At 40.8% G+C, this 24,804-nt stretch carries 25 protein-coding genes, 1 pseudogene and 1 riboswitch; of the genes and pseudogenes, 9 read left to right on the top strand and 17 right to left on the bottom strand.

Features of this window, described 5'->3' with window-relative positions:
* Positions 1–6: 6 nt before the first annotated feature.
* The gene (gene der / locus C2M25_RS17015; RefSeq protein WP_063704187.1) at positions 7–1,476 is read left to right on the top strand and encodes a ribosome biogenesis GTPase Der; all 1,470 of its coding nucleotides are present in this window, start codon (positions 7–9) and stop codon (positions 1,474–1,476) included.
* Positions 1,477–1,590: 114 nt separating this feature from the next.
* Positions 1,591–1,971, top strand: a complete 381-nt coding sequence (locus C2M25_RS17010; protein ID WP_063704185.1) for a VOC family protein — start codon at positions 1,591–1,593, stop codon at positions 1,969–1,971.
* Here the strand turns inward: C2M25_RS17010 and C2M25_RS17005 are convergent.
* Complete coding sequence (locus tag C2M25_RS17005) at positions 1,968–2,408, bottom strand: MarR family winged helix-turn-helix transcriptional regulator (RefSeq protein WP_063704183.1); 441 nt, start codon at positions 2,406–2,408, stop codon at positions 1,968–1,970. The two genes, C2M25_RS17010 and C2M25_RS17005, sit on opposite strands and share 4 nt — an antisense overlap.
* Before the next feature lie 181 nt (positions 2,409–2,589).
* Between C2M25_RS17005 and C2M25_RS17000 the strand changes: the two genes are divergently transcribed.
* On the top strand, positions 2,590–3,588 hold the full coding sequence (locus C2M25_RS17000; RefSeq protein WP_105181660.1) for an NADP-dependent oxidoreductase: 999 nt from the start codon (positions 2,590–2,592) through the stop codon (positions 3,586–3,588).
* Between the two features lie 428 nt (positions 3,589–4,016).
* Here the strand turns inward: C2M25_RS17000 and C2M25_RS16990 are convergent, their stop codons facing one another.
* Genes C2M25_RS16990 through C2M25_RS16980 form a run of 3 tightly spaced genes read right to left on the bottom strand, consistent with a single transcriptional unit; the run spans position 4,017 to position 5,528 of the window.
* Positions 4,017–4,412: a DUF805 domain-containing protein gene (locus tag C2M25_RS16990; RefSeq protein ID WP_105181658.1), complete on the bottom strand. Its 396-nt coding sequence runs from the start codon at positions 4,410–4,412 to the stop codon at positions 4,017–4,019.
* Positions 4,405–4,920: a TFIIB-type zinc ribbon-containing protein gene (locus C2M25_RS16985; RefSeq protein ID WP_105181657.1), complete on the bottom strand. Its 516-nt coding sequence runs from the start codon at positions 4,918–4,920 to the stop codon at positions 4,405–4,407. The genes C2M25_RS16990 and C2M25_RS16985 overlap by 8 nt, the downstream gene beginning before the upstream one ends.
* A gap of 20 nt (positions 4,921–4,940) precedes the next feature.
* Complete coding sequence (locus C2M25_RS16980) at positions 4,941–5,528, bottom strand: DUF4202 domain-containing protein (RefSeq protein WP_105181656.1); 588 nt, start codon at positions 5,526–5,528, stop codon at positions 4,941–4,943.
* 255 nt (positions 5,529–5,783) lie between these two features.
* Here C2M25_RS16980 and C2M25_RS16975 point away from each other — a divergent pair, with 255 nt between their 5' ends.
* Positions 5,784–8,213 carry a bifunctional diguanylate cyclase/phosphodiesterase gene (locus C2M25_RS16975; RefSeq protein ID WP_158679740.1) on the top strand — a complete coding sequence of 810 codons (2,430 nt, stop codon included), beginning with the start codon at positions 5,784–5,786 and terminating at the stop codon, positions 8,211–8,213.
* On the opposite strand, the gene C2M25_RS16970 is transcribed toward C2M25_RS16975, so the two are convergent.
* Together C2M25_RS16970 and C2M25_RS16965 are read right to left on the bottom strand one after the other, a co-directional pair.
* Entirely contained in the window at positions 8,188–8,652 is a 465-nt protein-coding gene (locus C2M25_RS16970) for a TlpA family protein disulfide reductase (RefSeq protein WP_105181655.1), read from the bottom strand. The genes C2M25_RS16975 and C2M25_RS16970 overlap by 26 nt on opposite strands.
* A 42-nt stretch (positions 8,653–8,694) precedes the next feature.
* On the bottom strand, positions 8,695–10,230 hold the full coding sequence (locus tag C2M25_RS16965; RefSeq protein WP_105181654.1) for an EAL domain-containing protein: 1,536 nt from the start codon (positions 10,228–10,230) through the stop codon (positions 8,695–8,697).
* A 245-nt stretch (positions 10,231–10,475) separates the two neighbouring features.
* Here C2M25_RS16965 and C2M25_RS16960 point away from each other — a divergent pair, with 245 nt between their 5' ends.
* The 3 genes from C2M25_RS16960 (at position 10,476) to C2M25_RS16950 (ending at position 12,715) form a co-directional block, all read left to right on the top strand.
* Positions 10,476–11,042: a Tll0287-like domain-containing protein gene (locus C2M25_RS16960; protein WP_063704160.1), complete on the top strand. Its 567-nt coding sequence runs from the start codon at positions 10,476–10,478 to the stop codon at positions 11,040–11,042.
* 75 nt (positions 11,043–11,117) lie between these two features.
* Positions 11,118–11,453 carry a zinc ribbon domain-containing protein YjdM gene (locus C2M25_RS16955; RefSeq protein WP_063704157.1) on the top strand — a complete coding sequence of 112 codons (336 nt, stop codon included), beginning with the start codon at positions 11,118–11,120 and terminating at the stop codon, positions 11,451–11,453.
* 400 nt (positions 11,454–11,853) lie between these two features.
* Positions 11,854–11,949: riboswitch (cyclic di-GMP riboswitch) on the top strand.
* A gap of 16 nt (positions 11,950–11,965) precedes the next feature.
* The gene (locus tag C2M25_RS16950; protein WP_063704154.1) at positions 11,966–12,715 is read left to right on the top strand and encodes a hypothetical protein; all 750 of its coding nucleotides are present in this window, start codon (positions 11,966–11,968) and stop codon (positions 12,713–12,715) included.
* Positions 12,716–12,786: 71 nt separating this feature from the next.
* On the opposite strand, the gene C2M25_RS16945 is transcribed toward C2M25_RS16950, so the two are convergent.
* From C2M25_RS16945 to C2M25_RS16925, 5 genes are all read right to left on the bottom strand, one after another.
* On the bottom strand, positions 12,787–13,623 hold the full coding sequence (locus C2M25_RS16945) for a mechanosensitive ion channel family protein (RefSeq protein ID WP_105173703.1): 837 nt from the start codon (positions 13,621–13,623) through the stop codon (positions 12,787–12,789).
* A 34-nt stretch (positions 13,624–13,657) separates the two neighbouring features.
* On the bottom strand, positions 13,658–14,629 hold the full coding sequence (locus tag C2M25_RS16940) for a calcium/sodium antiporter (RefSeq protein ID WP_063704150.1): 972 nt from the start codon (positions 14,627–14,629) through the stop codon (positions 13,658–13,660).
* 336 nt (positions 14,630–14,965) lie between these two features.
* Positions 14,966–15,373, bottom strand: coding sequence for a hypothetical protein (locus C2M25_RS16935; protein ID WP_158679739.1), 408 nt, complete (start codon positions 15,371–15,373; stop codon positions 14,966–14,968).
* Between the two features lie 21 nt (positions 15,374–15,394).
* Positions 15,395–16,363, bottom strand: a complete 969-nt coding sequence (locus C2M25_RS16930; protein ID WP_105181652.1) for a hypothetical protein — start codon at positions 16,361–16,363, stop codon at positions 15,395–15,397.
* A gap of 63 nt (positions 16,364–16,426) precedes the next feature.
* Positions 16,427–17,296 (bottom strand): EamA family transporter, encoded by an 870-nt coding sequence (locus tag C2M25_RS16925; RefSeq protein ID WP_442793037.1) that lies wholly within the window; start codon positions 17,294–17,296, stop codon positions 16,427–16,429.
* A 130-nt stretch (positions 17,297–17,426) separates the two neighbouring features.
* Between C2M25_RS16925 and C2M25_RS16920 the strand changes: the two genes are divergently transcribed.
* Together C2M25_RS16920 and C2M25_RS16915 are read left to right on the top strand one after the other, a co-directional pair.
* On the top strand, positions 17,427–18,326 hold the full coding sequence (locus C2M25_RS16920) for a LysR substrate-binding domain-containing protein (protein WP_105173708.1): 900 nt from the start codon (positions 17,427–17,429) through the stop codon (positions 18,324–18,326).
* Positions 18,327–18,471: 145 nt separating this feature from the next.
* On the top strand, positions 18,472–19,230 hold the full coding sequence (locus tag C2M25_RS16915) for an AAA family ATPase (RefSeq protein WP_063704139.1): 759 nt from the start codon (positions 18,472–18,474) through the stop codon (positions 19,228–19,230).
* Positions 19,231–19,473: 243 nt separating this feature from the next.
* Here the strand turns inward: C2M25_RS16915 and arsJ are convergent, their stop codons facing one another.
* The 6 genes and pseudogenes from arsJ to C2M25_RS16890 all read right to left on the bottom strand — a co-directional run bounded on the left by arsJ (position 19,474) and on the right by C2M25_RS16890 (position 24,766).
* Positions 19,474–20,682, bottom strand: coding sequence for an organoarsenical effux MFS transporter ArsJ (gene arsJ, locus C2M25_RS16910; RefSeq protein ID WP_063704136.1), 1,209 nt, complete (start codon positions 20,680–20,682; stop codon positions 19,474–19,476).
* A gap of 5 nt (positions 20,683–20,687) precedes the next feature.
* The gene (locus tag C2M25_RS16905) at positions 20,688–21,698 is read right to left on the bottom strand and encodes an ArsJ-associated glyceraldehyde-3-phosphate dehydrogenase (protein ID WP_105181651.1); all 1,011 of its coding nucleotides are present in this window, start codon (positions 21,696–21,698) and stop codon (positions 20,688–20,690) included.
* A gap of 76 nt (positions 21,699–21,774) precedes the next feature.
* Positions 21,775–22,539, bottom strand: coding sequence for a metalloregulator ArsR/SmtB family transcription factor (locus C2M25_RS16900; RefSeq protein ID WP_105181650.1), 765 nt, complete (start codon positions 22,537–22,539; stop codon positions 21,775–21,777).
* 142 nt (positions 22,540–22,681) lie between these two features.
* A pseudogene (locus C2M25_RS16895) lies at positions 22,682–23,650 on the bottom strand (serine hydrolase domain-containing protein); the annotation flags it as partial.
* Between the two features lie 27 nt (positions 23,651–23,677).
* Positions 23,678–23,827, bottom strand: coding sequence for a hypothetical protein (locus tag C2M25_RS21755; protein WP_158679738.1), 150 nt, complete (start codon positions 23,825–23,827; stop codon positions 23,678–23,680).
* A 129-nt stretch (positions 23,828–23,956) separates the two neighbouring features.
* On the bottom strand, positions 23,957–24,766 hold the full coding sequence (locus C2M25_RS16890) for a sulfite exporter TauE/SafE family protein (protein ID WP_105181648.1): 810 nt from the start codon (positions 24,764–24,766) through the stop codon (positions 23,957–23,959).
* Positions 24,767–24,804 lie beyond the last annotated feature (38 nt).

Here is a 24,804-nt window from a genome sequence, read left to right as displayed (position 1 = left end):
TAGTTTATGCTTCCCGTGATCGCTCTTGTTGGGCGACCCAATGTGGGCAAATCCACATTATTTAACCGTTTAACACGTACTCGTGACGCCCTCGTAGCCGACTTTCCTGGCTTAACACGAGATAGAAAATATGGCCAAGCAGATTACGAAGGCTATGAATTTATCGTGGTAGACACGGGTGGTATTGACGGTTCTGAGCAAGGTATCGAAACCGAAATGGCTGAGCAATCGCTACTCGCGATTGAAGAAGCCGATATCGTATTATTTTTAGTTGATGCCCGCGCAGGTATGACTGCCGCTGACCAAGCAATTGCTAACCACCTTCGTAAACAACAGAAGAAATGCTTTGTTGTAGCAAACAAAGTGGATGGTATTGATGCAGACTCATATTGTGCAGAGTTCTTCCAGTTAAGCTTAGGTGACGTGCATCACATTGCTGCGGCGCATGGCCGTGGTATCACGCAATTACTTGAAACAACCTTACAGCCAGTTATTGCTGAACTTGCCGGTGAAAGTGAAGAGCTTGAAGAAAGTGATGACGAACTGGTTGATCTTTACAGTGAAGATGAAGAAGGTGAAGACAGCGAACAAGCCTTTGCAGATAAGCCTGTAAAACTTGCTATCATCGGTCGCCCTAACGTTGGTAAGTCAACACTTACAAACCGTATCTTAGGTGAAGAACGTGTAATCGTTTACGATATGCCGGGTACAACTCGTGACTCTATCTATATCCCGATGACACGCAACGACAAAGAATACATTCTTATTGATACTGCGGGTGTTCGTAAGCGTAAGAAAGTAAGCGATGTTGTTGAGAAGTTCTCAGTTATTAAAACATTACAAGCCATTGAAGATGCCAACGTGGTACTTTTAGTGGTTGATGCACGCGAAGGTATTTCTGATCAAGACTTAAGCCTATTAGGTTTTGCTTTAAATGCGGGTCGTTCATTGGTTGTTGCTGTTAACAAGTGGGATGGCCTTGATGATTACGTTAAAGAACGTATTAAGTCAGAGCTTGACCGTCGTTTAGGTTTCATCGATTTCGCACGTTTACACTTTATCTCTGCTTTACACGGCACAGGTGTGGGTCATTTATTTGAATCAGTAGACGAAGCGTACGAATCAGCAACTAAACGTATTAGCACAGCGATGTTACGTCGTATCATGGATATGGCACAAGCCGATCACCAACCGCCACTTGTTCGCGGTCGTCGTGTAAAACTTAAATATGCTCACGCAGGTGGCTATAACCCACCACGTATCGTGATCCACGGTAACCAAGTTCATGACTTACCTGATAGCTATAAACGCTACTTAATGAACTATTATCGTAAAGCATTAAATATCATGGGTACGCCGATCAAAATTGAATTTAGAGAAGGCGATAATCCTTACGCAGGCCGCTCAAACAAGGTGACCTTATCGCAAAAACGTAAAATCCGTGCGTTTGCGAAAGAAAACCGCAACAAGTCGTAGTTGCCACGTAAGCTTTAAGTATTAAAAAAAACCTTGTAAGTATGACTTACAAGGTTTTTTTATTGCTAAAACTATGCTTTATTTAATAAACGAATAATAAATAGAGCTGCATAAATGGCATTTTTAAGTCAGGTTATTTACGTCGATAACGTAGAAGAAGTACTCGACTTTTACTATCAAGCATTTGGATTTAATACCAATCATATCAGTGACGATGCCGAATACGGTGAACTTGTTACAGGTTCCGTTAAACTTGCTTTTGCAACCCACCCGCATGCGCAATCATATTTTAAGCAGGGGTATATTCGTGCCCACCCTAAGCAACCTGCACTTGGTTTTGAGCTAAGATTCAGCTGCCACAATTTAGTCGAAAGTTACGATAAAGCCGTGCTTGCTGGTGCTGAGCCATTGTGCCCGCCAACTAAAAAAGATTCTCAACATTATGCGTATGTTCGCGCTATTGAAGGCACTTTAGTGTGTTTAGTAGAAGATTAGCCTTTTGTAAGGTCCGTTTTTGTTAGGTCAGTATGCAGCTCAAGGGTTAATTCACGTAGTAACTCGATTCGCTCTAAACTCATGTTTGAGCGCGCCATTAACTTGGTTGATAATTCTTCAGCATCAATTTTAAGCTGCATGCCCTGCTCGGTTAACGAGATTACTTTTTTACGCTCATCTTCATTTGATACCTGACGCGTCAATAAACCTTTTGATTCAAGGCGTTTAACTATCGGTGTTAAGGTGCCTGAATCGAGGTGCGTGTCATGAGAAAGCGCTTTTAAACTCACTTGGTTATTATACCAAAGCGAATGCATCACAATATATTGCGGATAGGTTAAGTCATAAGCTTCGAGGATTGGTCGAAACGCTCTGATCAACGCATTGGTTGCACTATATAAAGTGAAACACACATTGTCTGATAAGTTGTTGCTCATGTAATTACCCTAAACTGAAATACAGCCGTATTATTGCCTCAATTTAGTTTGCGCGCAAATTATTTTCCTACAGTCTATTGCCTTTTACTGTAAAGATCATTAAATTGATCGCAAATAGTTTGCGCGCAAATATTTTGCACAATTCATTAATTGATTCTGATCTAGTTCATTCGAGGTTTATATGGCGACAAGTCAACAAATTCATTTAGTTTCACGCCCAACAGGTATACCAACACAAGCCAATTTTGCGCAGGTAGACGTAACACTTCCAGATTTGAACGACGGCGAAGTGTTAATTAAAAATACCTGGATGTCAGTTGACCCTTATATGCGCCCGCGCATGATTGATCGTAAATCGTATATCGCGCCATTTAACTTAAACGAAGTAATGGAAGCCGGTGCTATCGGCGAAGTGATTGAATCGCGCAATGACGACTTTCCTGTAGGAAGCAAAGTAAGTCATATTAGCGGTTGGCGTACCATGCACATTAGCAATGGCAGCGACTTAACATTACTGCCAAACGTGCCACTACCAGACCAACTATTTTTAAGTACCATGGGTATGACCGGGTTAACCGCATGGGCAGGTCTAACAAAGGTAATTAACCTAAAAGAAACTGACACTGTGTTTGTATCAGCAGCGTCAGGCGCGGTAGGTAGCATTGTTTGCCAAATTGCCAAGCTAAAAGGCTGTAAAGTGATTGCTTCGGTTGGCTCTGACGAAAAAGCACAGATGGTTAAAGCGTTAGGTGCTGATGCGGTAATTAACTATAAAACGGTCGCAAACCTAACAGAAGCCCTTGAACAAGCGGCACCACAAGGTATTGATGTTTACTTTGAAAACGTAGGTGGCGATCACCTTGAAGCCGCACTCAATGTAATGAACGATTACGGCCGTATTCCTGTATGTGGCATGATCTCAGGTTACAATAACGACACAGCACAGCCAGGGCCAAGCAACCTGTTTTATATCAACTCGAAAAAGCTCACAATGCAAGGGTTTATCGTGATTGATTATTTTGATCAGTTTCCTGAGTTTATTGAGCAAATGGGTGCGTGGATCAGCGAAGGTAAAATTAAATCTGAAGAAACGGTATACCATGGCATCGAAAATGCCGTTGATGCATTTCTTGGTCTGTTCGAAGGTAAAAATAAAGGAAAAATGCTAGTTAAGCTTTAACGCTTAATTACAAATAAAGCCTGTATCTTAGTTGGTACAGGCTCTATTTAGGCAAGTTTAAAAAATACGATTGCCGAAATAAGCACCAACCCCACATAGGAAAGAAACAAAATCCCAGCTTGGCGATGTTTTTTTGCATTCGCTCGCACAGTTTCGTTTTCTGTGGAATTTAAAAGTGCTAAACCCTTTTTAGACACAAAAACCATAGGTACTTTTAAAAATCGCGGCGCACCTAGTTGTTGCCACAGTTCCGACTCTAAAGTTTTAACCGATTGATAGTATTTATACTCAGCGCTCGCAGCATAAAGCATTAACAGCGCCCACCCTGAAACCAATATTATTGTTATTAGCATAGGTTACCTGATTAATTTATTTAGTTAGGTTTAAAGTGTATGTCATCAAACAAAATTCACAACCCGCTAATTTACTTACTCTGCCCTGTACAGCGAACTACCATATTGATTCCTGAGCAAATGACCTTTGCTTAACCCTGCTTCAAATAATGTCATAATTAAACCAACAAAAGGTACAAACCAAATTAGGCAATTCCAGCCTGACTTTCCAATATCGTGCCAGCGTTTGACTTGAGAAGCCATTAGTGGCCATTGAAATAAAATAAATATGCCAATAAAAAAGAACACATCAACTACAGCAATAGTTTGAACCACAAAATAAAACCCATGCACAAACCAAAACTGTTTTCTATTCAAACGTCCATGAAAAGAGAACAACACATCAAAAAACTCTAAATCTCGAGGTTTCGAAAGGTAGACTGGTTTGCGAGCAAGTTCAGCGTCAGGTGTTTTATATAAATTATCAGTCATTCAAAATCGATAAATACGCAAGTTCTGCTAGTTTTTCTAAAGATGACGTTGCATTAGACTCAGGCTTTTCAGCATGAACTGAGTAGCGCCTTTTCGGGATCTTAACTTGAATAAAACCATGATTATTGGCCATATCAAAACGCAGCATTTCACGCTCTTTTGGCGTTAAATGATTTTCATGGATCTTTTCAAGCTCACCATGATCAAGCCAAATAGCAGCACAATTTGGACATTCGTCTATTTCAACCACTTTTAGTGGGGTGAAAAAGCGTCGCATCATCACGACATCAGGGCAATTCGGACAATTAATTCGCTTTGCTAAATCAACACATTCTGTTGGCAGGGTTTGTAAATGAGCCACCAGCACTTGCGCGGGTTTTAAATTCGGATCGCTAAAGTGAAATATTTGTCGGTTATCAAAAAATACGCCACCGCTTTTTGATAAATACACATTAACGTCGCCAATGCTCACTGCTTCAAGGGCTGTTTTAGTACGCGGGCAAAACATAGTACATCCTTGTTTTATAATTAATTTAGCGCTTTTGTAATTAACGGTTTAAGCGGCTCAGGTAAGCTGATGTTACCAGCTAATACAAAGTCATGTGCTTCATTTGACATTTTTTGCCATGTTTTACGAATAATACCCAGCCATTTTTGTTCATCGTAATCAGGCTTACTACTTGCAAAATCAAGCATGTAATGCTCAATAAACACAAGGCTTGCGATGTCTTCAATCAATTGGCTATCAGGGTTTCGTTTTATGTTCTTTTTAGCAACGGCTGCGTATACACGCTCACATTCTTCCGGCGCGTAACCCGCCGTTTTCATAAGGGCTGTTACACGCTCGGCATGAAAGTCATATAAAGCCGTACGCCATTGATAATAACCTTGCTTACCCATAGGAAAATCACTGCGAGGAGAGCGCCAGCGCTCAATATGTTGACCTCGCGCAGCAATATGCATCAACTCATCAGCTTGTGGATTGAAACGGTTTAGCATATCGGTCATACGCATTGCGTATAATGACTCTTTTGCAAACTCTTGATCATCTTGTTTCACACGATTTGGATCGACAGCATTCGCTGCATCTATCGCTTTTATCACGGCTTGGTACATAGCGTTTAATCTTACTTAAGTTTGTAATCTATTGTATTTAGGTACAAATAATTCTTTAACATGCTAAAAATTCAACTAAAATCCTAGCTCTTAGCTAGACAATCAGGTAGCCCTAAACTAGTATTTTTAAAAGTAAACTTAGTACTTAAATACATACCTCATTCAGGGATGCCTTTGCGTAATATTACATATTTTTCGTTGTTATTTACTTCTTTTTTTCTCAGTTTCTGTTTATTTTCGGCTATCGCGCTAAAAGTGTTTTACGATAGACAAGAAATGCATGAAATTGAGCAAAATGCAGCACTTAACAGTTACAGCAGTAATCTTGAAAAAGCACTTGATAGCGCACTCCTTGGCCCCTACCTTGTTCGCGCCGCAATGCGTGACTTTGCATATACACAAACTGAATTCGAAACCCTTGCCACAGAGATTTTAACTCACAGTGATGGTAGCCAAACTATTCAACTCGCACCAAAGGGGGTAATAAAATACAGCTACCCGTTAACCAGTCACGAGAGCGTGATTGGTATCGACTTATTCAAGATGCAAAGCATTCAAGCGTCATTACAAACAGCGATTGATACGCAAAAAATGCAAATCGATGGACCTAAAGAGTTGGCTCAAGGTGGTCAAGGCTTAGTCGCTCGATTACCGATTTTTAATCAGAATGAGTTTTGGGGTTTTGCAATCGCGGTGCTACGTTTTCCTGAGTTTATTGCAAATTTACGACCTGACACGACTTCACACCCTCACCTCTATGAGGTTTGGCAAAAAACAGCGAATAACTACGCGCCGCTTTTAAATAACCACAGTTTTGAGCAAAAGCAATGGTCAACCTACAATCTCGATGTTGAAAATCAGCATTGGGTTGTGGGTATTAAAGATGAGTTTGCTTATCGGGCGCATGTTGAATTTTTAGTGCTGTTACTGATTGTCCTGCTATTTTCATCGGTTAGCTGCTATTTGATTACGATTACATGCCGATTACGGGAACACGAGCAAAACCTCGAAAAGCTCGTACAAAAGCAAACCTTGGAGCTGTCTGAGCAGGCACTTGAATTAAAACAAGCTCAGTTACTCAGTGGCGTGGGTAGTTGGCATTTGTCGCCAGATAAAAGCATTCGGCAATTATCGGCTCAAGCAAAAGCACTATTTAAAGAACAAAGCAAAGTGCAATCAATTACGGATGTCTGTAAAAAAATCGATAGCTTTTATAAAAATACGTTTTTAAATTTTATACATACTAAGCCTAGTAGCCCAATCGAAATTGAATACACAATCAAACTCAATGGAGAAAAACGCTGGTTTCACGAGCACGCAGAATGGAACCCTAAAACCAATACCTTGGTAGGTACGATTGAAGACATCAGTGCAGAAAAACAGCGCCAACATGAGCTTTATCAGCAAGCCCACTTTGACTCAGTCACCGGCCTAGCCAATCGCCATTACAGTGAAAAGTATATCGCCAGTTTATGCCCTGAAGACCAATACAGTAGCGGCCTGACTTTATTGTGCGCCGAGATCAAAGGCTATCGACAATTAGAAGATATTTACGGTCAAGATTACTTAAATGAACTACAAACGACCATTGCTAACCGGCTAATTGAGTTTTCTGACTTACATCAAGCGTTTTGCGCGCATATCAAACAGGGCTGCTTTTTAATGTTACTAAAAGAAGCTATTTTTGATGAAAAGCTCGCCGCCCTATTAGACAAATTTCAGCATCAGGTCGGGGGGATTATTGAAACCGCTGGTAGCGCTCATTTTTACCACTTATACATTGGCGTAGGCTATCCGCATTTACAAAACATCGATGCTGCTGAGCAAATCAATACTGCTCTGATTGCGATGAATGAATGCCCCCGCACGCAAAAACCCTTTACCGTTTATAGCCAATCTCTGAAAGAGAAGCTCATTGCACAAAGTAACCTCGAAAGTGACTTACGCCATGCGCTTTCGACTAACGAGCAGCTAAGTATGGTGTATCAGCCAATCGTTAACACTCTAGATGGTACACTGATTGGCTGTGAAGCATTGGTTCGCTGGCAACACCCTGTTCGAGGCTTTGTGTCACCTGTGGAGTTTATAGCCATCGCTGAGCAATCTGAGCTCATTAATTTATTGTCTCGTTGGATTGTTGCTAAAGTTGCTGAAGATTGCCATCGCATGGTTGATAACAACATTCATATTAAAGTGTCGATCAACCTCTCACGTAAGCAGTTCTCTGATGTGCATTTAGTGAAACGACTGAGTAAAGAAAAAGCCAAGCTATTCCCAGCTAATCAAAAAATTAATCTTGAGATCACCGAATCTGCCCTATTTCAAAATACCCAGTACGCTATAAACCTAATGCATGAACTTAAATTAGCGGGTTTTAACTTATCACTCGATGACTTTGGAACAGGTTATTCATCACTGTCGTCAATTCAGCAGTTTCCGCTAGATAACGTTAAGATTGATCGTGCTTTTATCTGTAACTGCGTGGATAACCCACGAGATGGTTTATTTTTACAAACGATGAGTGATTTAGCCCATCAACTTGATTTAACGATTACCGCAGAAGGGGTCGAAAGCTCAGAGCAGTGGCAATTGGTGAGTGACAAAGGCATTGATTATATTCAAGGTTACTTAATCTCAATGCCCTTATCTATTGATGATTTTATAGCGTTTGACCCAGTTGCGTAAGATCCACTGCCAAGCTTTGTTTTGGCTTTTCGATCATACGGGTAAGCTCTTTTTCTCCATCAAGGACAATAATGGTTGGCGTATACAGTAAGTCGTGCTGTTTTGCTAACCCTGCAGGGTCAAGTTTATCGTAGCCAACAGCCACTAATTTAAGTGAGCCTAACTGTACTTTCGCTGTATCGAGAAGTTTTAAAAATCGAGGTACTTCTCGTTTTGAGTCATGACACCAAGTGCCTAAAAACACCAAAACTTGCTTACCTTGTAGTGTTTTTATCGTGGTTAACTCTGCTTCACTCGGTGTGTATTCATTGTACTGTTCACTAAATGCAGCGTAGTCTTTAAGTAAATCATCTCGACTTATCTCTCCACTGTATGGAGCGGTGTCTGCAAATGTTAGGGCAGAAAATAACAAAGCGGCGATATAAATTAGTTTTTTCATTGAGTCTCCTTTTTCACCACTATAACTAAGTGAAAAATAAAGTCACAGTTTTTTGCTTATTAGCTGTTCGATGCCTTGCGCTTTATGATACAGCCAACCTTGATGGAAATAGACTTCTTTTGCCAACAAGTAATCAGCCTGAGCTTGGGTTTCCACCCCTTCAGCAACAATATCAATCTCAAGTTTTTTAGCCAGTTCGATTAACGCATCAAGTAAAATAGCCAGCTGTGAATTAGTGCCAATGGCTGCGGTGTAACTTTGATCGATTTTTAAAATATCAAAAGGCAATGATTTTAAATATTGCAGGCCAGCATAACCCGTTCCAAAGTCATCAATAGCCACTCTGACCCCCTGCTCTCTAAATAGCGTAATGGTCTCTATCACTTCAGTATCGTCAGATTCAATCAGTTCGTTTTCGGTTATTTCGAGTACCAAATGTGGGATCTGGGTGTTCAACTCAAGAGCAAGCTGCTTAAATTTGTCATCTTTGAGGTGTTCACCTGTAATGTTGATATTCACCTTTAATGTTGGATGCCACTGGGTGAGCTTTACTAAATCTTCGGTGATATTTTCAATCACAGCATAGGTCAGTGCTAAGTTAAGGCTATTGCTTTCAATATCCGGTAAAAAGCGATTCGGCGTTAAGACTCCCTCTAGTGGATGATTTAACCTTACTAACACTTCAACCCCTGCAAACTGTTTTGTGTTTGCATTCCAAATAAGCTGATAAAAGTTAATAAAATCACCAGAGTTTAAATGGTTAATCAGCTCATTTTTACGGCTACGGTAATTTTGATGGTACGCTTTAGAAAAGAAGAACAATAAAACAAATACAAACACATACAATGAAATACTTGCCAAAGGCGGGGTATAAACACCTCGGTATAAAGTATCCACATTGACAGCGACGACCAAAGCAAGACTCGGGATATCTTTGACAGGCTCAGCTAGTAAATAGTGCTGATGTGTATCATCAAACCGATGATCATTAAGCTCAGTCGTTTTCGTTAAAGGAAACAAATCATAATCAAGTGGCAAGGTATAACCACCCACAATCGTGATAGGCATACCCAATTTTGCATCGACTAAAGCAACAAAATCATAGGGTCTATCAAGCTCATTTATTTTTCGGCTCAATAATGGCTGCGGCAATAAAGCATTAATCTCAAAGCCATCACTGCGGGTTTTAGCTATAACCAAAGCAGCTTCACCAATGTAATTGGTATGAATTGGCCCAAAATAACGCAGCTGTTGGCTTTTAACAGGCTTAGGGCCTATGGTCTTTATTGGCTCAGGTGGAGCCCCCCAACTGGTACAGGTTAAATAGCCATCTGGGTTTACAACACCAAATTCGGCAACATTCGAGATATGAAAATGGGCTTGGCGAAGCGCTAGCAACGTCGTGCTAGAGCAGCTCGGATCAAGCGTATCTGACTGAATAAAAAAATCTTTTAATTGCTTAGTTTGCTTATCAAGATCTGATTTAAGCCATTGGTAGTCTGCCCGTATTTGCTCTCGCGCAACCTGCTTTTTTGCCGCGACTTCCATTGGGTAATCGATAGCAAAAACAAGCATCATTCCAATACTCGCAAGCGTTATGGCTTTAATTTTGTATCTGCGTTTAGGCAAAGTGCAAACTCAATATGTTATCTGATAATAAGCATTGCACATTCTAACTTAAATGCCATAAAAAAGGTGTACCTAAAAATACAAATAACGCTCTTTTTTAGCATTGTCATAGAACTGAAAAACTCAACAATTATATTCGCTAAATTGGTAAAAACGAACTACTATATTAGATATATCTAATATAAGGTTTTACTATGCTTTCCTTAAGAAATATTGTGCTATGTACTGCATTACTTTCTCCTAGTCTGTATGCCGCAACAAACTCAGCGACTCTAGAAACCGAAGCAGCTGAGCGAGCAACTGAATTTGCCACGACGCTCAAATCAGCATTGGCAGCTGCAATCAAACAAGGCGGTTTAGTTGAAGGAATTAACGTGTGCAAAATGCAAGCCCCAGCCATTGCTGAAAGCTTATCAACCGATGGTTGGACTGTAGCGCGTAAAAGCACTAAAAACCGTAATCCAAATAATAAACCTGATGACTGGGAAGCTGAAAAAATCGCTCAGTTGCTCGATATGATCAGAAACACAGAAAGCATCGATAATGTGACTTTTTCAACCAGCAAAGATGGTCAATTTCGCTTTGCTAAAGCGATAAAAGTCGCGCCAGTGTGCCTCAATTGTCATGGTCAAACGATTGCGCCAGAAGTAAAGCAAGCGCTTAGCGAGCATTACCCAAATGATTTAGCGACAGGTTATCAGCTTGGTGATTTAAGAGGAATATTCTCTATTACCAAAGAACTCGACACGTCTGAGCCATAAAATATATGCCTTGTACTCGCATAGTTTGCTCTTAGCAATTAAAATACCCTTTTAAAATCAACCAAGGTGCCATTTATGTCTTTACCTCCTTGCCCACAATGTAACTCTGAATACGTGTATGAAGATCAAAACAACTTAGTATGCCCAGAGTGCGCTCATGAGTGGGATCCAAATGCTGTTAATAACGTTGATGTAATCGATGTAAGAGATGCTAACGGTACCTTATTGGTCGATGGCGATAAAGTGACCGTTGCTAAAGATTTAAAAATTAAAGGCAGCTCACAAGTAATTAAAATTGGCACCAAAGCCGTTATCCGCCGAGTGTTAGATAAAAAAGACCACGAATTAGACTGTAAAGTTGATGGCGTCGGTGAAATGATGGTAACTGCTAAGTTTGTTAAAAAAGCTTAATAAACATATTGAGCAGTGCCCAATATAAAAACACTGCTCAATTAGTATACTTTAAAGAAACAAAAAAACATTTCAAATAGAATAGCATTTTAATTCAAAGATATAGAACTTCACTGAAAATATATTCCATTTAAAATCAAAATAATAAGAACATACCCAAAAACAATACACTGATCCCAAAACAGATCCAGAACACTTACTTTAAGGTACAGGAATAATAAATTTATACTAATTATTTTGCATTAAATAATTATTCTCCTACACTTCTTTTCAATCATTATTTCTTGAATACGGAATATGATTTAAACCACGTTTAAAAAGCAGGTATTTTGAACACTATTTAGGAACTATAAATAGGTGTTCATGCAGTCATACAAATATGTTTTTAACAAAACTAATGTATTAATACTGCCAAACCTACTGTGAGGTAGGGACGGAAAGCCACGGGTCTTCTCTGAAAGAAGTAAGGAAATGGGAAGATAGCCGGGTTGTGGAATTTGGAATCCAGAACAATGAAACATCACATCTTTAGCACAGCATTACTTGCTGTCGCTTTCACATCAACAGCTTACGCAGTAGACGATCCGAATTTTGGTGCACAGTCATTGCGAGGCGAAATCGGCACGAAAGGAGTTTTCTTGACCATTCCTTACGATGAAGTTCGTTATGGTAATGGTGATAACAAAGCATATATAAAACCTGAAGAATACAAAATGATGTATTCGGATAGCATTGGCGGCAAAGTAACCTGCCCTGCTATTAAAGGGCCAGGTCTAAAAGGATTGAATTACCATCAATTCAAAAACGGCATTGAATGCTCATGGAAATCTCGCCCCGGTAGTAATGCCGAAATTATAACTTTTACTTTGATGCCAGGTGGAGACACAGGTAAGTCGCCAAAACACTATCGAGGAAAAAATAAAGTTGTAACATGGACAGGCATTATTAACGATGCTAATGGCCAAGGTGCTGTAACGAAAAGCTATAAAACAACCCTAAGTTTGGATATGTTCGATTACCGTAATGGTAACTCTCATAAAGCTTTTGTTTTCAAAAAGAATCATAAAGTGAAGCTTGGGGATTTTACGTCGACTAAAGGTTCAATCCGTGACTTTATTTGTGACTTCAATGGTCAAAAAATAAATGTACTCAAAGATCATGCACCTGTTGGTCAATTTGGTAAAAAAGGCGTCAAGTGCACTTACATGCTTAAACAAAATGGTAAAGAGCCTCATTACTATGGTGAAGTCGTGTTTAAATAATAATTTAGAAAAATCACAATAACTAGCTTTCCTTTTCATTCAAAGCCTAGCCTGCGCTAGGCTTTTTTATTTTACTTTTTTGTCACCACGCCTTCAGGTATATGTAAAGTACGTTGTGGGAAAGGAATTGTCAGGCCTGCATTCTCGATTGACTCTTTAACTCGTTTGTTTAAATCCCAATAGGTTTGCCAATAGTCTTCATTTTTAGCCCATGCTCTTAGCTGAATATTCACCGAGCTCTCAGCCATGGCTGTCACCATCACTTGCGCCGCTGGCTCACTCAGTAAACGGCTTTCGTTCGCGGCAATATCTTTTAGCACCGCAAAGCCATCATCGATTGAATCGGCATATGAAATACCCACAACAATATCCATTCGGCGTTTGCCATTTCGCGTGAAGTTTTTAATATTGTTACCCCACACTATGCCATTAGGTGATGCGATATAAAGACCATCAATCGTTTGAAAAACACTGGTGAATAGGTTTACCTCAGAGACAGTACCTTGCATCGAGCCTATCTCAACAAAATCACCGACTTTAAACGGCCTTAATATGAGTAACATCATGCCTGCTGCAATATTACTTAAGGTGTCTTTAAGGGCTAACCCTATCGCTAAACCAGCAGCACCCATTAGCGCAATAAGGCTTGCTGTATTCACGCCAAAGATATCTAAAATAAACACCCCGCCAATAATATACACGGCATAACCTGCCACAGACGACAAAATAGGCAGCAAGGTATTATCAAGTTTTTTAAGGGTAGCATTGGAGTTTTTGATAGCCTTTTTCACTGACTTAGCAAGTACTGCACTGGCAATTAAAATAGCAATTGCGAGTATCACTTTATAGCCTAGCGCTATAATTGTTTCTGAGTTATTGAGCCAAAACTCATTGATAGTTTGCTTCATAAAGGTCCTTGATTTTTTGAGTTCTAAATTGCATTTATTTATAAATTGAAAGGAAAAGCCATGCGTTATAGGCAATAAAAATCAGCAATAAACCAACGCCTTCAGCGCGATTTACCCTGCCAACACCACGGTGCCCATAGGCAAAAATTAATAAAAATATTGAAAGAGAGATCATCGCCAGCCAGTCTCGCGATAATAGATCCGGTGAAAGGTTAACAGCAGGCGCTATCATCCCTGCAATACCTGTGACAGCTAAAATATTAAACATGTTTGAGCCAATCACATTACCAATCGCAATGTCGTGTTCACCTTTTCTGGCAGCGGCAATTGAAGCTGCAAGCTCAGGGAGCGAGGTGCCAAGTGCCACGATTGTGAGACCTATAATGAGGTCGCTAATGCCCATGAGTTCGGCAATATTGACTGCCCCCCATACCAATAATCTTGAACTTGCAATGAGGACCACAAGCCCAACGATAAGCCAGGTAATAGCCGCTTTAAGTGACATAGTTTGCACGTTAAGTTCGTGCTCAACATCTTTTGCTAAGCTGTCATTTTTGCTTTTAAGGCCAGAATAAATACTCCAACCAATAAAACTGCAAAAACCAAATAACAAGATACCCGCATCGAAACGTGATAAGTCGCCATCAACAATCAGTAATGCAAATAGCGCACTTACTGCAAGCAGTAGCGGGATCTCTTTTTTGACAATCAAAGAGTGAACAGTAATCGGGGCTATTAACGCGGTTATCCCTAATATAAGCCCAATGTTGACAATGTTTGACCCCACAGCATTGCCTAAAGCAAGCTCAGGACTGCCATCAGCAGCAGCCATAGCCGATACCAACATCTCAGGAGCCGACGTACCAAAGCCAACCACTATCATTCCAATGAGCAAACTTGGCATACCTGCATATTTTGCGCTTACAGCGGCGCCATCAACAAAACGATCTGCACTCCAAATCAGCAATGCAAAGCCAACGATAATGGCAAGAATAAACAAGATCATCGTGCTCTCCCGCAAAAGGGTGACAAAGCGAAATGTGGTAAATAAAGCGATTTAAGAGAACTGAAATAACCATAAAAATGGTTTTGAAATGTAACAAGCACGAGACGATTCCTTAGGGCGAAGAACAATAAGGCATACATCGTGGTCGCCCATTGAACCCGATACATGCCTTAAGTCTTGTCAATCCGGCTTGCGGACATGAACGCCACGAACATTGGTTCGGAGACTGTTGACGTTCATCTTAATCTAAGAGACTACTCCCCTAAGGTTAGGTACAGACTATATAGCTAAAAGTCATACAATTAAAGCTCTATTTGTTCCTTTTTTGTTTATTTTTTAGAAGCTCAAATGCTCTACAACAATCCCTGTAACTTGACAATTTTCACAGCTCAACTGCCAGCCAGCAGCCCAAGTTGTTGCGCTTAGCTTTGCTGCGCAAAGCGGGCAGACTTCGCCAGCAAACGTACTGGGGGTAATATCTTTAGCTTGCTTAGAAAACGGCCTTAACAACCAGAGAATATTATCATCAATACTCAGTGTCAGATCATGACGGAGCGTCTCGCAATAAGCATCAAACACAGCTTGTTTGTACTGCTTTTCGTGCTCAGCAGATTGACTAGCATAAACACTGAGTGCATTTTCGATGTCTTTTAGGCGTTCGGGCCATGCTTGTGCGTCTATATTCGCTTTGCAATCTAACAACTCTTCAAGAGTGTAACTTGCATAATTTGGTTCAAACATCATTGCCATCCTTGCTTTGGGTTATTAAATCTTTGGGTATAGCGTACCATTTTGCTTTATTTGCAAAAGCCATTGTTCAAAAAAATTGTTCGCGATACTTAGCTCTTCATCTGAAAGTGTCGGGTATTGTCTTTGCTCAAACCACGCGTAACGATTATACACATCGTTATTTTGCGTGATTTCCATAATGAGTCGATTCATAGCGTAGGCTTTTGCTGCACTATGCTCACCAACTTGTTCGCTGTAATACATGCTCGCTAAACTCATCAGCGCTTGTTCACTGCCCTGCTTTGCTGCTTGCTCTAAAAATACGGTTTTACGCTCTTTAAAACTATCGCGATTTTTGATGAACTCGGCACGTGACAACTTCTCAGGAAATTGCGACTTCATGTAAAATTCGGGAGTTAGCCCAGCAAACGTTTGCTGTGCAAAGGCAGAGCCCTTTTCTGCTGCCATTACCAGATAACGGTAAAAAGACCGCCGCGTTGCTAAATCAACCCCTTGGCAATACTCGTATTTTTCTAAAACACGGTTTTGCGTATCGCCAGCATCGCTAAACTCATAGCTTTCGGTTAATGTTGCTTCAAGCGCCTCAGCATCTAAAGGAGCATTAAAACAGTACTTAAGATTTTGTGCGATAAGATAGTTAGCCTCAGCATCACCTTGCTCAGCGCGTTGCTTTAGCTCAGTTAAGTGGTCAATTAACACACCATCAAAACCCCATTTCGGTGCATTTTTGATAATAAGTTCATGGCTATCATTAACTTCACTCCCTTGCTCAGCTGATTCCTCAGCTAACAAGCTCGCAGCAGGCTTTGTGGCTGGTATGCTTACTTGTGCCTCAATGTGTTGCGTAGCTTTTGTATCATTTGATGACTCTGAATTGGTTACAAAGATTGCAGCTTCTCGTGAAAAATATATATAAATAACGAACAACAATACCACAATTAAAAATGGCTTTATTCCTTGCCTAACAAAAGCATGCCCAGACATAACAACCTACTTATCATTTTTGTTGCTAAGTAAGTTACAAGAAAACAGTGATGAAAGCGAAACTTAACTGCGGTTTCGCTTCGTTTGCATTAAGCAAGCAATAACAATAAAACTAATCCCTAACAACTGTTGCCCATTTACTGAGCTATCTAGAATGGTTAACTGAAGAAGGTATGAGAATACCACTGATGTATAAATCAGCGGCGCCAGCTCTGAGCCGGTGGCAACTAGTTTATATGCTGAGCTTCTAAAGTATTGCGTAGCACTACTAAATACCGCTAATAGCACTAATAAACCTAACATTAACCACGCATTATCAACCACCCAGCTACCTGCTGCGAACTCAGCATTTAGCCCACCAACGAACAGCGGCAGAATGAAAAATAGCGTACTGAATAGTGCTGCAATTAAAAAGCAAAAACCATTGGCAACCAGAACCGGGGTTTTCTCTTTACTAATTTGAAATAAACACAGTTGCGAACAAGCATTAAAAAAGCCAGCCGCCAGACCAATTAATAGCTCCCAACGTAACGTAATCCCTTGGTCGGTCAAACTTTGAATGATCAGCCCTATCATCATTAACAACAAAGTCGGCACGACAAATAAGTCGATTTCTCGCTTATACACCACACTTTCAAGCAATGGGATAAACAAAGGCCCGGTGCTAAACAACACAACTGCCTCAATTAACGTAAGTTTGTAAAGCGCTAAAATAAAAAATCCTTGGCACAAGGTGATAAAAACAGCCCGTAGCATCACATTTTTTAATGCAGAAAAACTAACATAATGCCAAAACCGTGCTCGTGCTGTTGCTAACATTAAACAACCAGGTAAGAGCAACCTTAAAAATAACAGTAAAATTATTGGCAGCATGGGGGTTAACAACTGGGTAACCAGTCCATTCAGTGCTAGAGTGAGGGTAGATAGCAGCATTAAGGCACTAGAGCGGTGACTAATATTCATTTACATTGTTTATAAAGCGAGTAGATGACGCTCACGATACGCTCTGCTGAAATTATAAAAAGCGAATAAAACCGCATTAATATGTAAGAAAAACTAACATATGAAACACAATATCCCGCTCAAATCCTTATACAGTTTCATTGCCGTTGCAGAGACTGGCAGCATGGTTAAAGCCGCAGGTTCAATTCACGTTAGTCACTCGGCTATCAGCCAAGCTATCAAGTCTCTTGAGCAACAGCTTGAGGTAAAACTGTTCGATAGGGTTGGCAGACAAGTGTATTTAAATGATGCTGGAAAACTATATTATCAGCGCGTTTCGCCCGCCGTTCAGGCCATTATTTCGGCAAGCGAAGAAGTTAAAAATAAAGACAAAGATCATCATTCTATTTCACTCAACATGGTGAACTCTTTGGCATTACATTGGTGGATACCAAGGGTTGATAAGCTACAAAATAGTTATGCTGAATTAGATATTCGCTTATCAAACTTTGTTGGTGATGTTGACCTCGAAAGACGCAACATCGACATGGCTATTTTTCAGGGCGATCCGCAAAACTGGCAAAAGTACCACTGTGAGAAATTAGCAGATGATGAACTTGTTTTAGTTTGCAGCCCGTCATTATTAAAGTCAGAAACTACAAACAACATCAATGAACTATTAAACCGCTTTCCAGCCATTCAGGTACTCAATGCCCGCAGAAACAATAACTGGCAGATTTGGGCAGAGCATAACCATATTGCCTGCCCTAAAGCACAAAAAAACCGTTCTTTTGAAACCACAGCTCAAGCATTGCAAGCTGTAACAAGAGAACTAGGCCTACTGGTTACCCATAAGCAATTTGTTTTAGAAAAGCTCGAATATGGCGAATTAGTGCAGCTAGGCAGTGCAGTAATCCACCCGCAGCAGTCATTTTTCTATGCCTGCAAAGCTGACAAATTAAAGCATACCAGCATTCAACAATTGATCGCATGGCTAAAAAATGAATTTGTAGCGAGTTAGTAAAGTCTACTAATATTGCTTTTAAAGTTTGGTTTTCTTAGAGTTTTGATTGTATTTACCTAACTCCTTTAAGTTAGGTTTTAAAATAAGCAGAGCATTTCTGTCAGTTTTTTACTAATTTTGGTCTTTAATAGGAATATTTTGTATGGAAGCATTACCGTATCTACAAAAGGTGACTCTCAAACGAGAGCACGTTTTCTCTTTCGATACATATCCATTCTCTATTCCTGCGGTTAATCAGCTCTTTGAAATAGACTTTTCAAAACATGTCACAATATTTGTGGGTGAAAATGGTTCTGGGAAATCGACTCTTTTAGAAGCAATTGCTATCGGCTTAGGTTTTAACGCCGAAGGTGGCTCTAAAAACTTTAACTTTCAAACTCAACACTCGCATTCAGAGCTTCATAAGTACTTGCTACTCTCAAAATCGTTTAAGAGATACAAAGATGGTTTTTTCTTACGAGCTGAAAGTTTCTATAACGTTGCATCAAATATTGATGACTTAGATTTGGGATTTTCTGGGGAGCCTAAACTGATAGATGCCTATGGAGGTACATCCCTTCATCACCAATCACATGGCGAATCTTTTTTAGCGCTTATGGTAAACCGCTTCATTGGCAATGGGCTTTACATTTTAGATGAGCCTGAGGCCGCACTTTCTCCTTCTAGGCAGTTGGCTGTTTTGAGTCGCATGTTTCAACTAATTGAGCAAAACTCTCAGTTCATTATTGCCACACACTCACCGATTTTAATGGCATACCCAGGTGCGAGGATCTTCCAAGTGGGAGCACAAGGCATTGAACAAATAAATTATGAGGATACTGAGCATTACCAAATTACAAAGGCGTTTCTAAACAACCCACAGCCAATGCTCGAAGAGCTTTTCAAGCCTGAAGGTGACTGATACCAATCAGCAATAATACTTAATCATTTTGAGGGATTAAACCTGTCGCTACCTGCGTTAAAAATTTCTTAGTTAGAACAACTAAATAACGAAATTTTTGCCTTGCTATCAACGAGGTTTCTTTGCCTCAAAATAGACTACTTAATTAAGCGAATTGGTATGATTTTATTATTTCTGATGCTATGCATGAATAAAGGTAAGCAAGAAAGCATGCTTACCTTTGTAGGGCGTGTTTAGATTTAACTAAATTTGTTTTGGTAATTTAGTCGAAATAACGGCGGTAATAACAATAAATAACAGTGATATAGCCAAACAGGCTGCTAAGCCATAAAGCTGAAACACTAAGCCTGACAACACAGTACCAATTAAGCGTCCCATGGCATTAGCCATATAGTAAAACCCGACATCGAGTGATACGCCATCGGCATCCGCCATGCTAACAATTAAGTAGCTGTGCAAAGATGAGTTAATCGCGAAGACCACGCCGAACAACATCAGTCCGCCTATCAGCATTGGTTTTACTGCCCAGTCAAAACCAATGGCAAGAGCAATGGCTAAGGTGACTACCGCAAGCAAGGATGCCCACTTAACTGTTTCTGCGCTTGGTGATGTTTGCTTATTAAGCTTAATGATTTTAGGTGCAAAAGATTGCACTATTCCATAACCAATGATCCACGCAGCTATAAAAGCCCCCACGGTCCAGTGATCCCAGCCAAAGGCTTGTGATAAAAACACCGGAAGTGCAACTACAAACCAAACATCACGCGCACCAAACAAAAACAATCTTGCTGCTGACAAAATGTTGATTGAACTGCTTTTTGAAAATATCTCGTTAAACTTAGGTTTGTTTTTGGCTTTGCCTAAATCATTTTTAAGTGCATAAAGACTAAAACACCACACCACCAGCAAAGTAGCAGCCATGGTTAGCATTGCGCCTTTAAACGACATTAATGTGAGAAGTAAACCACCTAAAAAGAAGCCCACACCTTTTAAGGCGTTTTTAGAGCCCGTAAGTATCGCCACCCATTTAAACAAGGTGCCTTCTTGGCCACTGGCAACCAGCATTTTAATTGAGCTTTTAGCACTCATTTTATTGAGATCTTTGGCAATGCCCGACAGCGCTTGCGCCAGCATCACATAGGCAACACTTAGCCATTCAGGGGGGACTGCCAACATGAACAAGGCTGCAACCTGTATGGCAAGGCCAATATTCATGGTTTTGTTTAAACCAAGCCTTGCGCCTAAATAGCCGCCCACTAAGTTAGTGACAACACCAAAAATCTCATAAAACAAAAACAGCATGGCAATACTCAAAGGCGAGTAGCCAAGCGCATGAAAATGCAGTACCACCAACATTCTCAATGCGCCATCTGTAAGCGTAAATGCCCAGTAATTCCCAGTGACAATTAAGTACTGCTTTATATCAGCGGGAAGATTAGCCAAACGCGTCATTGCTTTTAACCTTGTAGTGATCGCGCAACTTTACGGGCAAGTTCGGCGGTGCGGTTTGCGTAACCCCATTCGTTATCGTACCAAACATACAGCTTAACTTGTGTCTCGTTGACAACCATGGTTGATAGCGCATCAACAATGCTTGAGCGTGGATCAGTTTTGTAATCGATAGAAACAAGTGGCTTTTCTTCATAGCCCAAAATACCTTTTAGCTGGCCCTCTGCGGCTTCTTGCATCCACTGGTTAATTTGCTCAGCAGTAGTGGGCTTTTCAACTTCAAACACACAGTCAGTGATTGATGCATTTGCTAAAGGCACACGAACCGCGTGGCCATTTAATTTACCTTTAAGTTCAGGGAAAATATGTGTAATCGCTGTTGCAGAGCCGGTTGTAGTTGGAATTAAGCTCATGCCACATGCGCGAGCACGTCGTAAGTCTTTATGCGGCGCATCTAAGATAGTTTGCGTGTTAGTAATATCGTGAATAGTGGTCATTGAACCATGTTTGATACCAATTTTTTCTTGCAGAACTTTAACCACAGGCGCTAAACAGTTGGTCGTGCATGATGCGGCAGTCACAATATCGTGCTGATCTACGTCGTATAAATCGTCGTTTACACCCATCACTATATTCAGCACACCGTCTTCTTTTACCGGGGCAGTGACAACAACTTTCTTCACACCTTGATCAAGATAAGCCTGAAGTAGTGACTTTTCTTTCATCACGCCAGAGGCTTCAATAACGATATCGCAACCAGACCAATCAGTGTCTGCAATCGCTTTATTTTGTGTAACGTTAATCATCTGACCATCGATGATCACAGCGTTGTCGTTACTTTCAACCTCATGAGGCCAAATACCGTGCACCGAATCATACTTTAGTAAGTGAGCCAATGTAGCTGCGTCACCCGCTGGGTCATTAATTTGCACAAACTCAACGTCGTCCCATGTAAACGCTGCTCTTAGCGATAAACGACCCATACGGCCAAAACCATTAATGCCTACTTTAATTGCCATTGTTAAGCTCCTACTTTTTAAAATTGTCTAACTTGTTTTACCGGGTTTGCCGACAGTTAACAGCAAACCGTTTTGTTTAATTGCAACAGCGCGTCACACGGGTTGGGCGATCATCGCCCATCGCATTTAGCCTTGCTAACTCGTTTTCTATAAAATTAGGTTCGTTTACCACGGTCGAGGTAATTGTTTGTTTCATCCACATTGGTAAGGTCGGGTTTAAAGAGTAAAACACCCACTGCTGGTGCTTTCTATCCGACAAAATGCCCTGTTTTTTAAGTTGCGCTAAATGCCTTGAAACCTTTGGCTGGCTCTGCTCATTAAGTGCCGTCATTAGTTCGCATACGCAAACCTCTTGCTCAACGGCGATTAGTAATAAGCTTTTTAAACGAATATCATCTGCAAGCGCTTTATAAAATGTGGTTGGCGAAATCGATGCTGGTTTTTCTTTGTTATGGGATTGCACAAACTGTTTGATTCGCTCATTGAGCTCTTGCAAGGTTTTTTCAAAGGCGTGGGGTTCAGGACGCGTTTTAGGATCGATAAAATCCCATGCAAGGCAATGGCTGCCATCGACGCGATTGGCGCATTCTTTGGCAGCGTCATCACATAAAGTTATGACGTAATCCAAATGGAGGTTAGTTACATCGTTTAAGTGCTTTGAGTGTAAGTCATCGGTTTTTAAACCAAAATGCTCAATCGCCGCAAGCGTACGAGGGTCTACCGCATAAGGTTCAGTACCCGCACTAAACACCTCAAACTCACCTTTACCGTGATGTTTAAGCAACGCCTCAGCCATAATTGAACGGGCTGAATTTTCTGTACATAAAAAGAGAACTTTCACGACTCACTCCATAACAATTTGGTTATATAATATTTTTGTTATATGAAGTGCGCAAGTCATTTCTCTTCTATAATGACTTAGCTTGAATTGAACTAAAGAAAGGATCTGGCGCATATGTGCGCCAGTTTAGATTTTGGCGTGTTTAGAGTGCTGATTTTGCTTGTAAAATTAAATAGCCACTCATTACTTTTTCAAGCTGGGCGTAGTCTTTTTGCTGAGTAACAGCCCCTGCTACCACCACCTGCGTTGTTGGTTCATACATCACCAAAGTGCCCCAAAAGCCACCATGTTGATAAACCAAGGTGCCGTTATAGTCTTTGGCAAATACACCTAAACGATAAGGGCTATCTGCAGGTAAGCCTGTATCCGAGAGCATGAGTGTAAGTGTTTCTGGGTGTTTAAAGACCTTACCTGAAAATAAAGCCTGATAAAATTTAGCCATACCGATTGGGCTGGCCACAAGCCCACCGCCACCATATAAATCGACTGTTGGGCTCCAATTAAACGTGTCGGTGCCATGCAAGTATTGATGTACGCGTCGAGACTCATCCACAGCAACCGTATCACCCCGTTCCCAGATCACATTTTCAATCTGGTTTTTATCGAAACTTAAATATTGGCGAACCGCTTCAGGTAGCGGTAAATCTGTCACTCTTTCAATAATGTGGCCGAGTAACACATACCCGGTATCTGAATATGAAAAACGCTCACCAGGTTTACCAACTGGGTCGCCCCACTCTACACACCCTTTAATTTGCTCGCGCATCGTAATATCTTGTTGCGGGTTTGCCATTATGCCAGCTAAATACTGATCGCTTTGGGCGTGATCGTATAACCCTGCCGTATGACTCAGTACTTGCTTAAGCGTCATTTTATCAAGGGCATAGCCATCGCTTTCAAGAAGCGCAAAAAAATCGTCAGAAATTAACTTATCAAGCGTTGTATCAAGGCTTAGTTTTCCTTCTTCATGCAAACGAAGTACCGTTGCCGAGGTGAAGGTTTTGGTCACACTGGCAATTCTAAATAAACTATTTGGGTTAATAACTTGCGGCGCATTTTCTTTACTTTGCTTTGCCGTTGAAAAAGCATGTCCATCATCAACAATCACATGAAGTGCAAAACCAGTAAGGGGTGTTTGTTAATTTGCACTGAGAATTTGGCCCATTAAAGCATGGTGAGTCTCGAGAGATTTTGTTGGCTCAGCAGTCACTGGCAAAGCCATCATTGATAAAGCAACAAATAAAGAGCTTAGTGTTTTTTTACTTGTTTGAGAGCACCGACGATCCATAGCATGTTCCTTAATAAAGAGTCCTTAAATAGCGCCTACAGCTTTCGGAAAAAGGCAGTTAAGCAGCCTAAAAACTGCTTAACTGACATTAACAAACGACTTTCGTGTTGTCGAATTAATAAGTTAATACTATTTAGCGAGCATATTTACAGCCATAATAACCAACAGCCCAGCAAATATTTTTTTAATAGTAGAGACGGGTAGATGATGCGTTGCTTTTGCACCTAATGGTGCGGTAAACCACGAAGTACACACAATGCCAAACAAGGCAGGCAAATAAACAAAACCAGCAAAGCCCTCTTTTAATGTAAAGTACTGACTGCCCGAGCTGATGTAACCCACTGAGCCAAATAGCGCAATGACAATACCGCAGGCCGAAGCACAGCCAATGGCTTTTTTCATATCAACCGAGAAAAACGTCAGTAACGGCACAAGGACCGCTCCACCGCCAATACCTATCATGGCAGAAAGCCCCCCTGTGATGCTTGTATAAAGTGTTAAAAGGCCTTTATTAGGTAGCGAGCGTAATGTTTGGCTGTCATTTTTACTGCTGAAAATCATTTTTAATGCAATAAGCACCACACTCAGAGCGAATACAATTCGCACCACATTTGCAGGCAATAGCGAAGCCAAAAAGCCACTGATAAGAGCGCCTAGTGCAACCCCTGTCATAACCCACGGAGCCAATTGCCAAGGCACATTACCATTTTTATGGTGAGCGATAGCTGATGACGTTGAAGTAAAAAGAATTGAGGCAAGCGATGTAGCAATCGCCACCAGCACAACTTGCTCAGCAGGTAACACCTGAAAGTGCAGCAAGATCATGCTTAATATGGGCACAATCACTAGGCCTCCACCAATCCCTAAGAGCCCCGCTAAAAAGCCCACCCCGCTACCAAGTATGGCGCAAGCAATAATAAGCACGATTAATTCATTCATTGTATTTGTCTGTGTTGTTGGTTTAGGGAGACGAGTAT

The organism is Pseudoalteromonas sp. T1lg21, from assembly GCF_002964625.1.
Taxonomy (GTDB): domain Bacteria; phylum Pseudomonadota; class Gammaproteobacteria; order Enterobacterales; family Alteromonadaceae; genus Pseudoalteromonas; species Pseudoalteromonas gelatinilytica.
This window is presented reverse-complemented; position numbering and strand designations above follow the sequence as displayed.

Bases quoted from the DNA above. Each gene is read 5' to 3' on its own strand.
- der (WP_063704187.1), top strand. From the start codon at position 7: ATGCTTCCCGTGATCGCTCTTGTTGGGCGACCCAATGTGGGCAAATCC.
- C2M25_RS17010 (WP_063704185.1), top strand. From the start codon at position 1,591: ATGGCATTTTTAAGTCAGGTTATTTACGTCGATAACGTAGAAGAAGTA.
- C2M25_RS17005 (WP_063704183.1), bottom strand. From the start codon at position 2,408: ATGAGCAACAACTTATCAGACAATGTGTGTTTCACTTTATATAGTGCA.
- C2M25_RS17000 (WP_105181660.1), top strand. From the start codon at position 2,590: ATGGCGACAAGTCAACAAATTCATTTAGTTTCACGCCCAACAGGTATA.
- C2M25_RS16990 (WP_105181658.1), bottom strand. From the start codon at position 4,412: ATGACTGATAATTTATATAAAACACCTGACGCTGAACTTGCTCGCAAA.
- C2M25_RS16985 (WP_105181657.1), bottom strand. From the start codon at position 4,920: ATGTTTTGCCCGCGTACTAAAACAGCCCTTGAAGCAGTGAGCATTGGC.
- C2M25_RS16980 (WP_105181656.1), bottom strand. From the start codon at position 5,528: ATGTACCAAGCCGTGATAAAAGCGATAGATGCAGCGAATGCTGTCGAT.
- C2M25_RS16970 (WP_105181655.1), bottom strand. From the start codon at position 8,652: ATGAAAAAACTAATTTATATCGCCGCTTTGTTATTTTCTGCCCTAACA.
- C2M25_RS16965 (WP_105181654.1), bottom strand. From the start codon at position 10,230: ATGATGCTTGTTTTTGCTATCGATTACCCAATGGAAGTCGCGGCAAAA.
- C2M25_RS16960 (WP_063704160.1), top strand. From the start codon at position 10,476: ATGCTTTCCTTAAGAAATATTGTGCTATGTACTGCATTACTTTCTCCT.
- C2M25_RS16955 (WP_063704157.1), top strand. From the start codon at position 11,118: ATGTCTTTACCTCCTTGCCCACAATGTAACTCTGAATACGTGTATGAA.
- C2M25_RS16950 (WP_063704154.1), top strand. From the start codon at position 11,966: ATGAAACATCACATCTTTAGCACAGCATTACTTGCTGTCGCTTTCACA.
- C2M25_RS16945 (WP_105173703.1), bottom strand. From the start codon at position 13,623: ATGAAGCAAACTATCAATGAGTTTTGGCTCAATAACTCAGAAACAATT.
- C2M25_RS16940 (WP_063704150.1), bottom strand. From the start codon at position 14,629: ATGATCTTGTTTATTCTTGCCATTATCGTTGGCTTTGCATTGCTGATT.
- C2M25_RS16935 (WP_158679739.1), bottom strand. From the start codon at position 15,373: ATGATGTTTGAACCAAATTATGCAAGTTACACTCTTGAAGAGTTGTTA.
- C2M25_RS16930 (WP_105181652.1), bottom strand. From the start codon at position 16,363: ATGTCTGGGCATGCTTTTGTTAGGCAAGGAATAAAGCCATTTTTAATT.
- C2M25_RS16925 (WP_442793037.1), bottom strand. From the start codon at position 17,296: ATGCTGCTATCTACCCTCACTCTAGCACTGAATGGACTGGTTACCCAG.
- C2M25_RS16920 (WP_105173708.1), top strand. From the start codon at position 17,427: ATGAAACACAATATCCCGCTCAAATCCTTATACAGTTTCATTGCCGTT.
- C2M25_RS16915 (WP_063704139.1), top strand. From the start codon at position 18,472: ATGGAAGCATTACCGTATCTACAAAAGGTGACTCTCAAACGAGAGCAC.
- arsJ (WP_063704136.1), bottom strand. From the start codon at position 20,682: ATGACGCGTTTGGCTAATCTTCCCGCTGATATAAAGCAGTACTTAATT.
- C2M25_RS16905 (WP_105181651.1), bottom strand. From the start codon at position 21,698: ATGGCAATTAAAGTAGGCATTAATGGTTTTGGCCGTATGGGTCGTTTA.
- C2M25_RS21755 (WP_158679738.1), bottom strand. From the start codon at position 23,827: ATGGATCGTCGGTGCTCTCAAACAAGTAAAAAAACACTAAGCTCTTTA.
- C2M25_RS16890 (WP_105181648.1), bottom strand. From the start codon at position 24,766: ATGAATGAATTAATCGTGCTTATTATTGCTTGCGCCATACTTGGTAGC.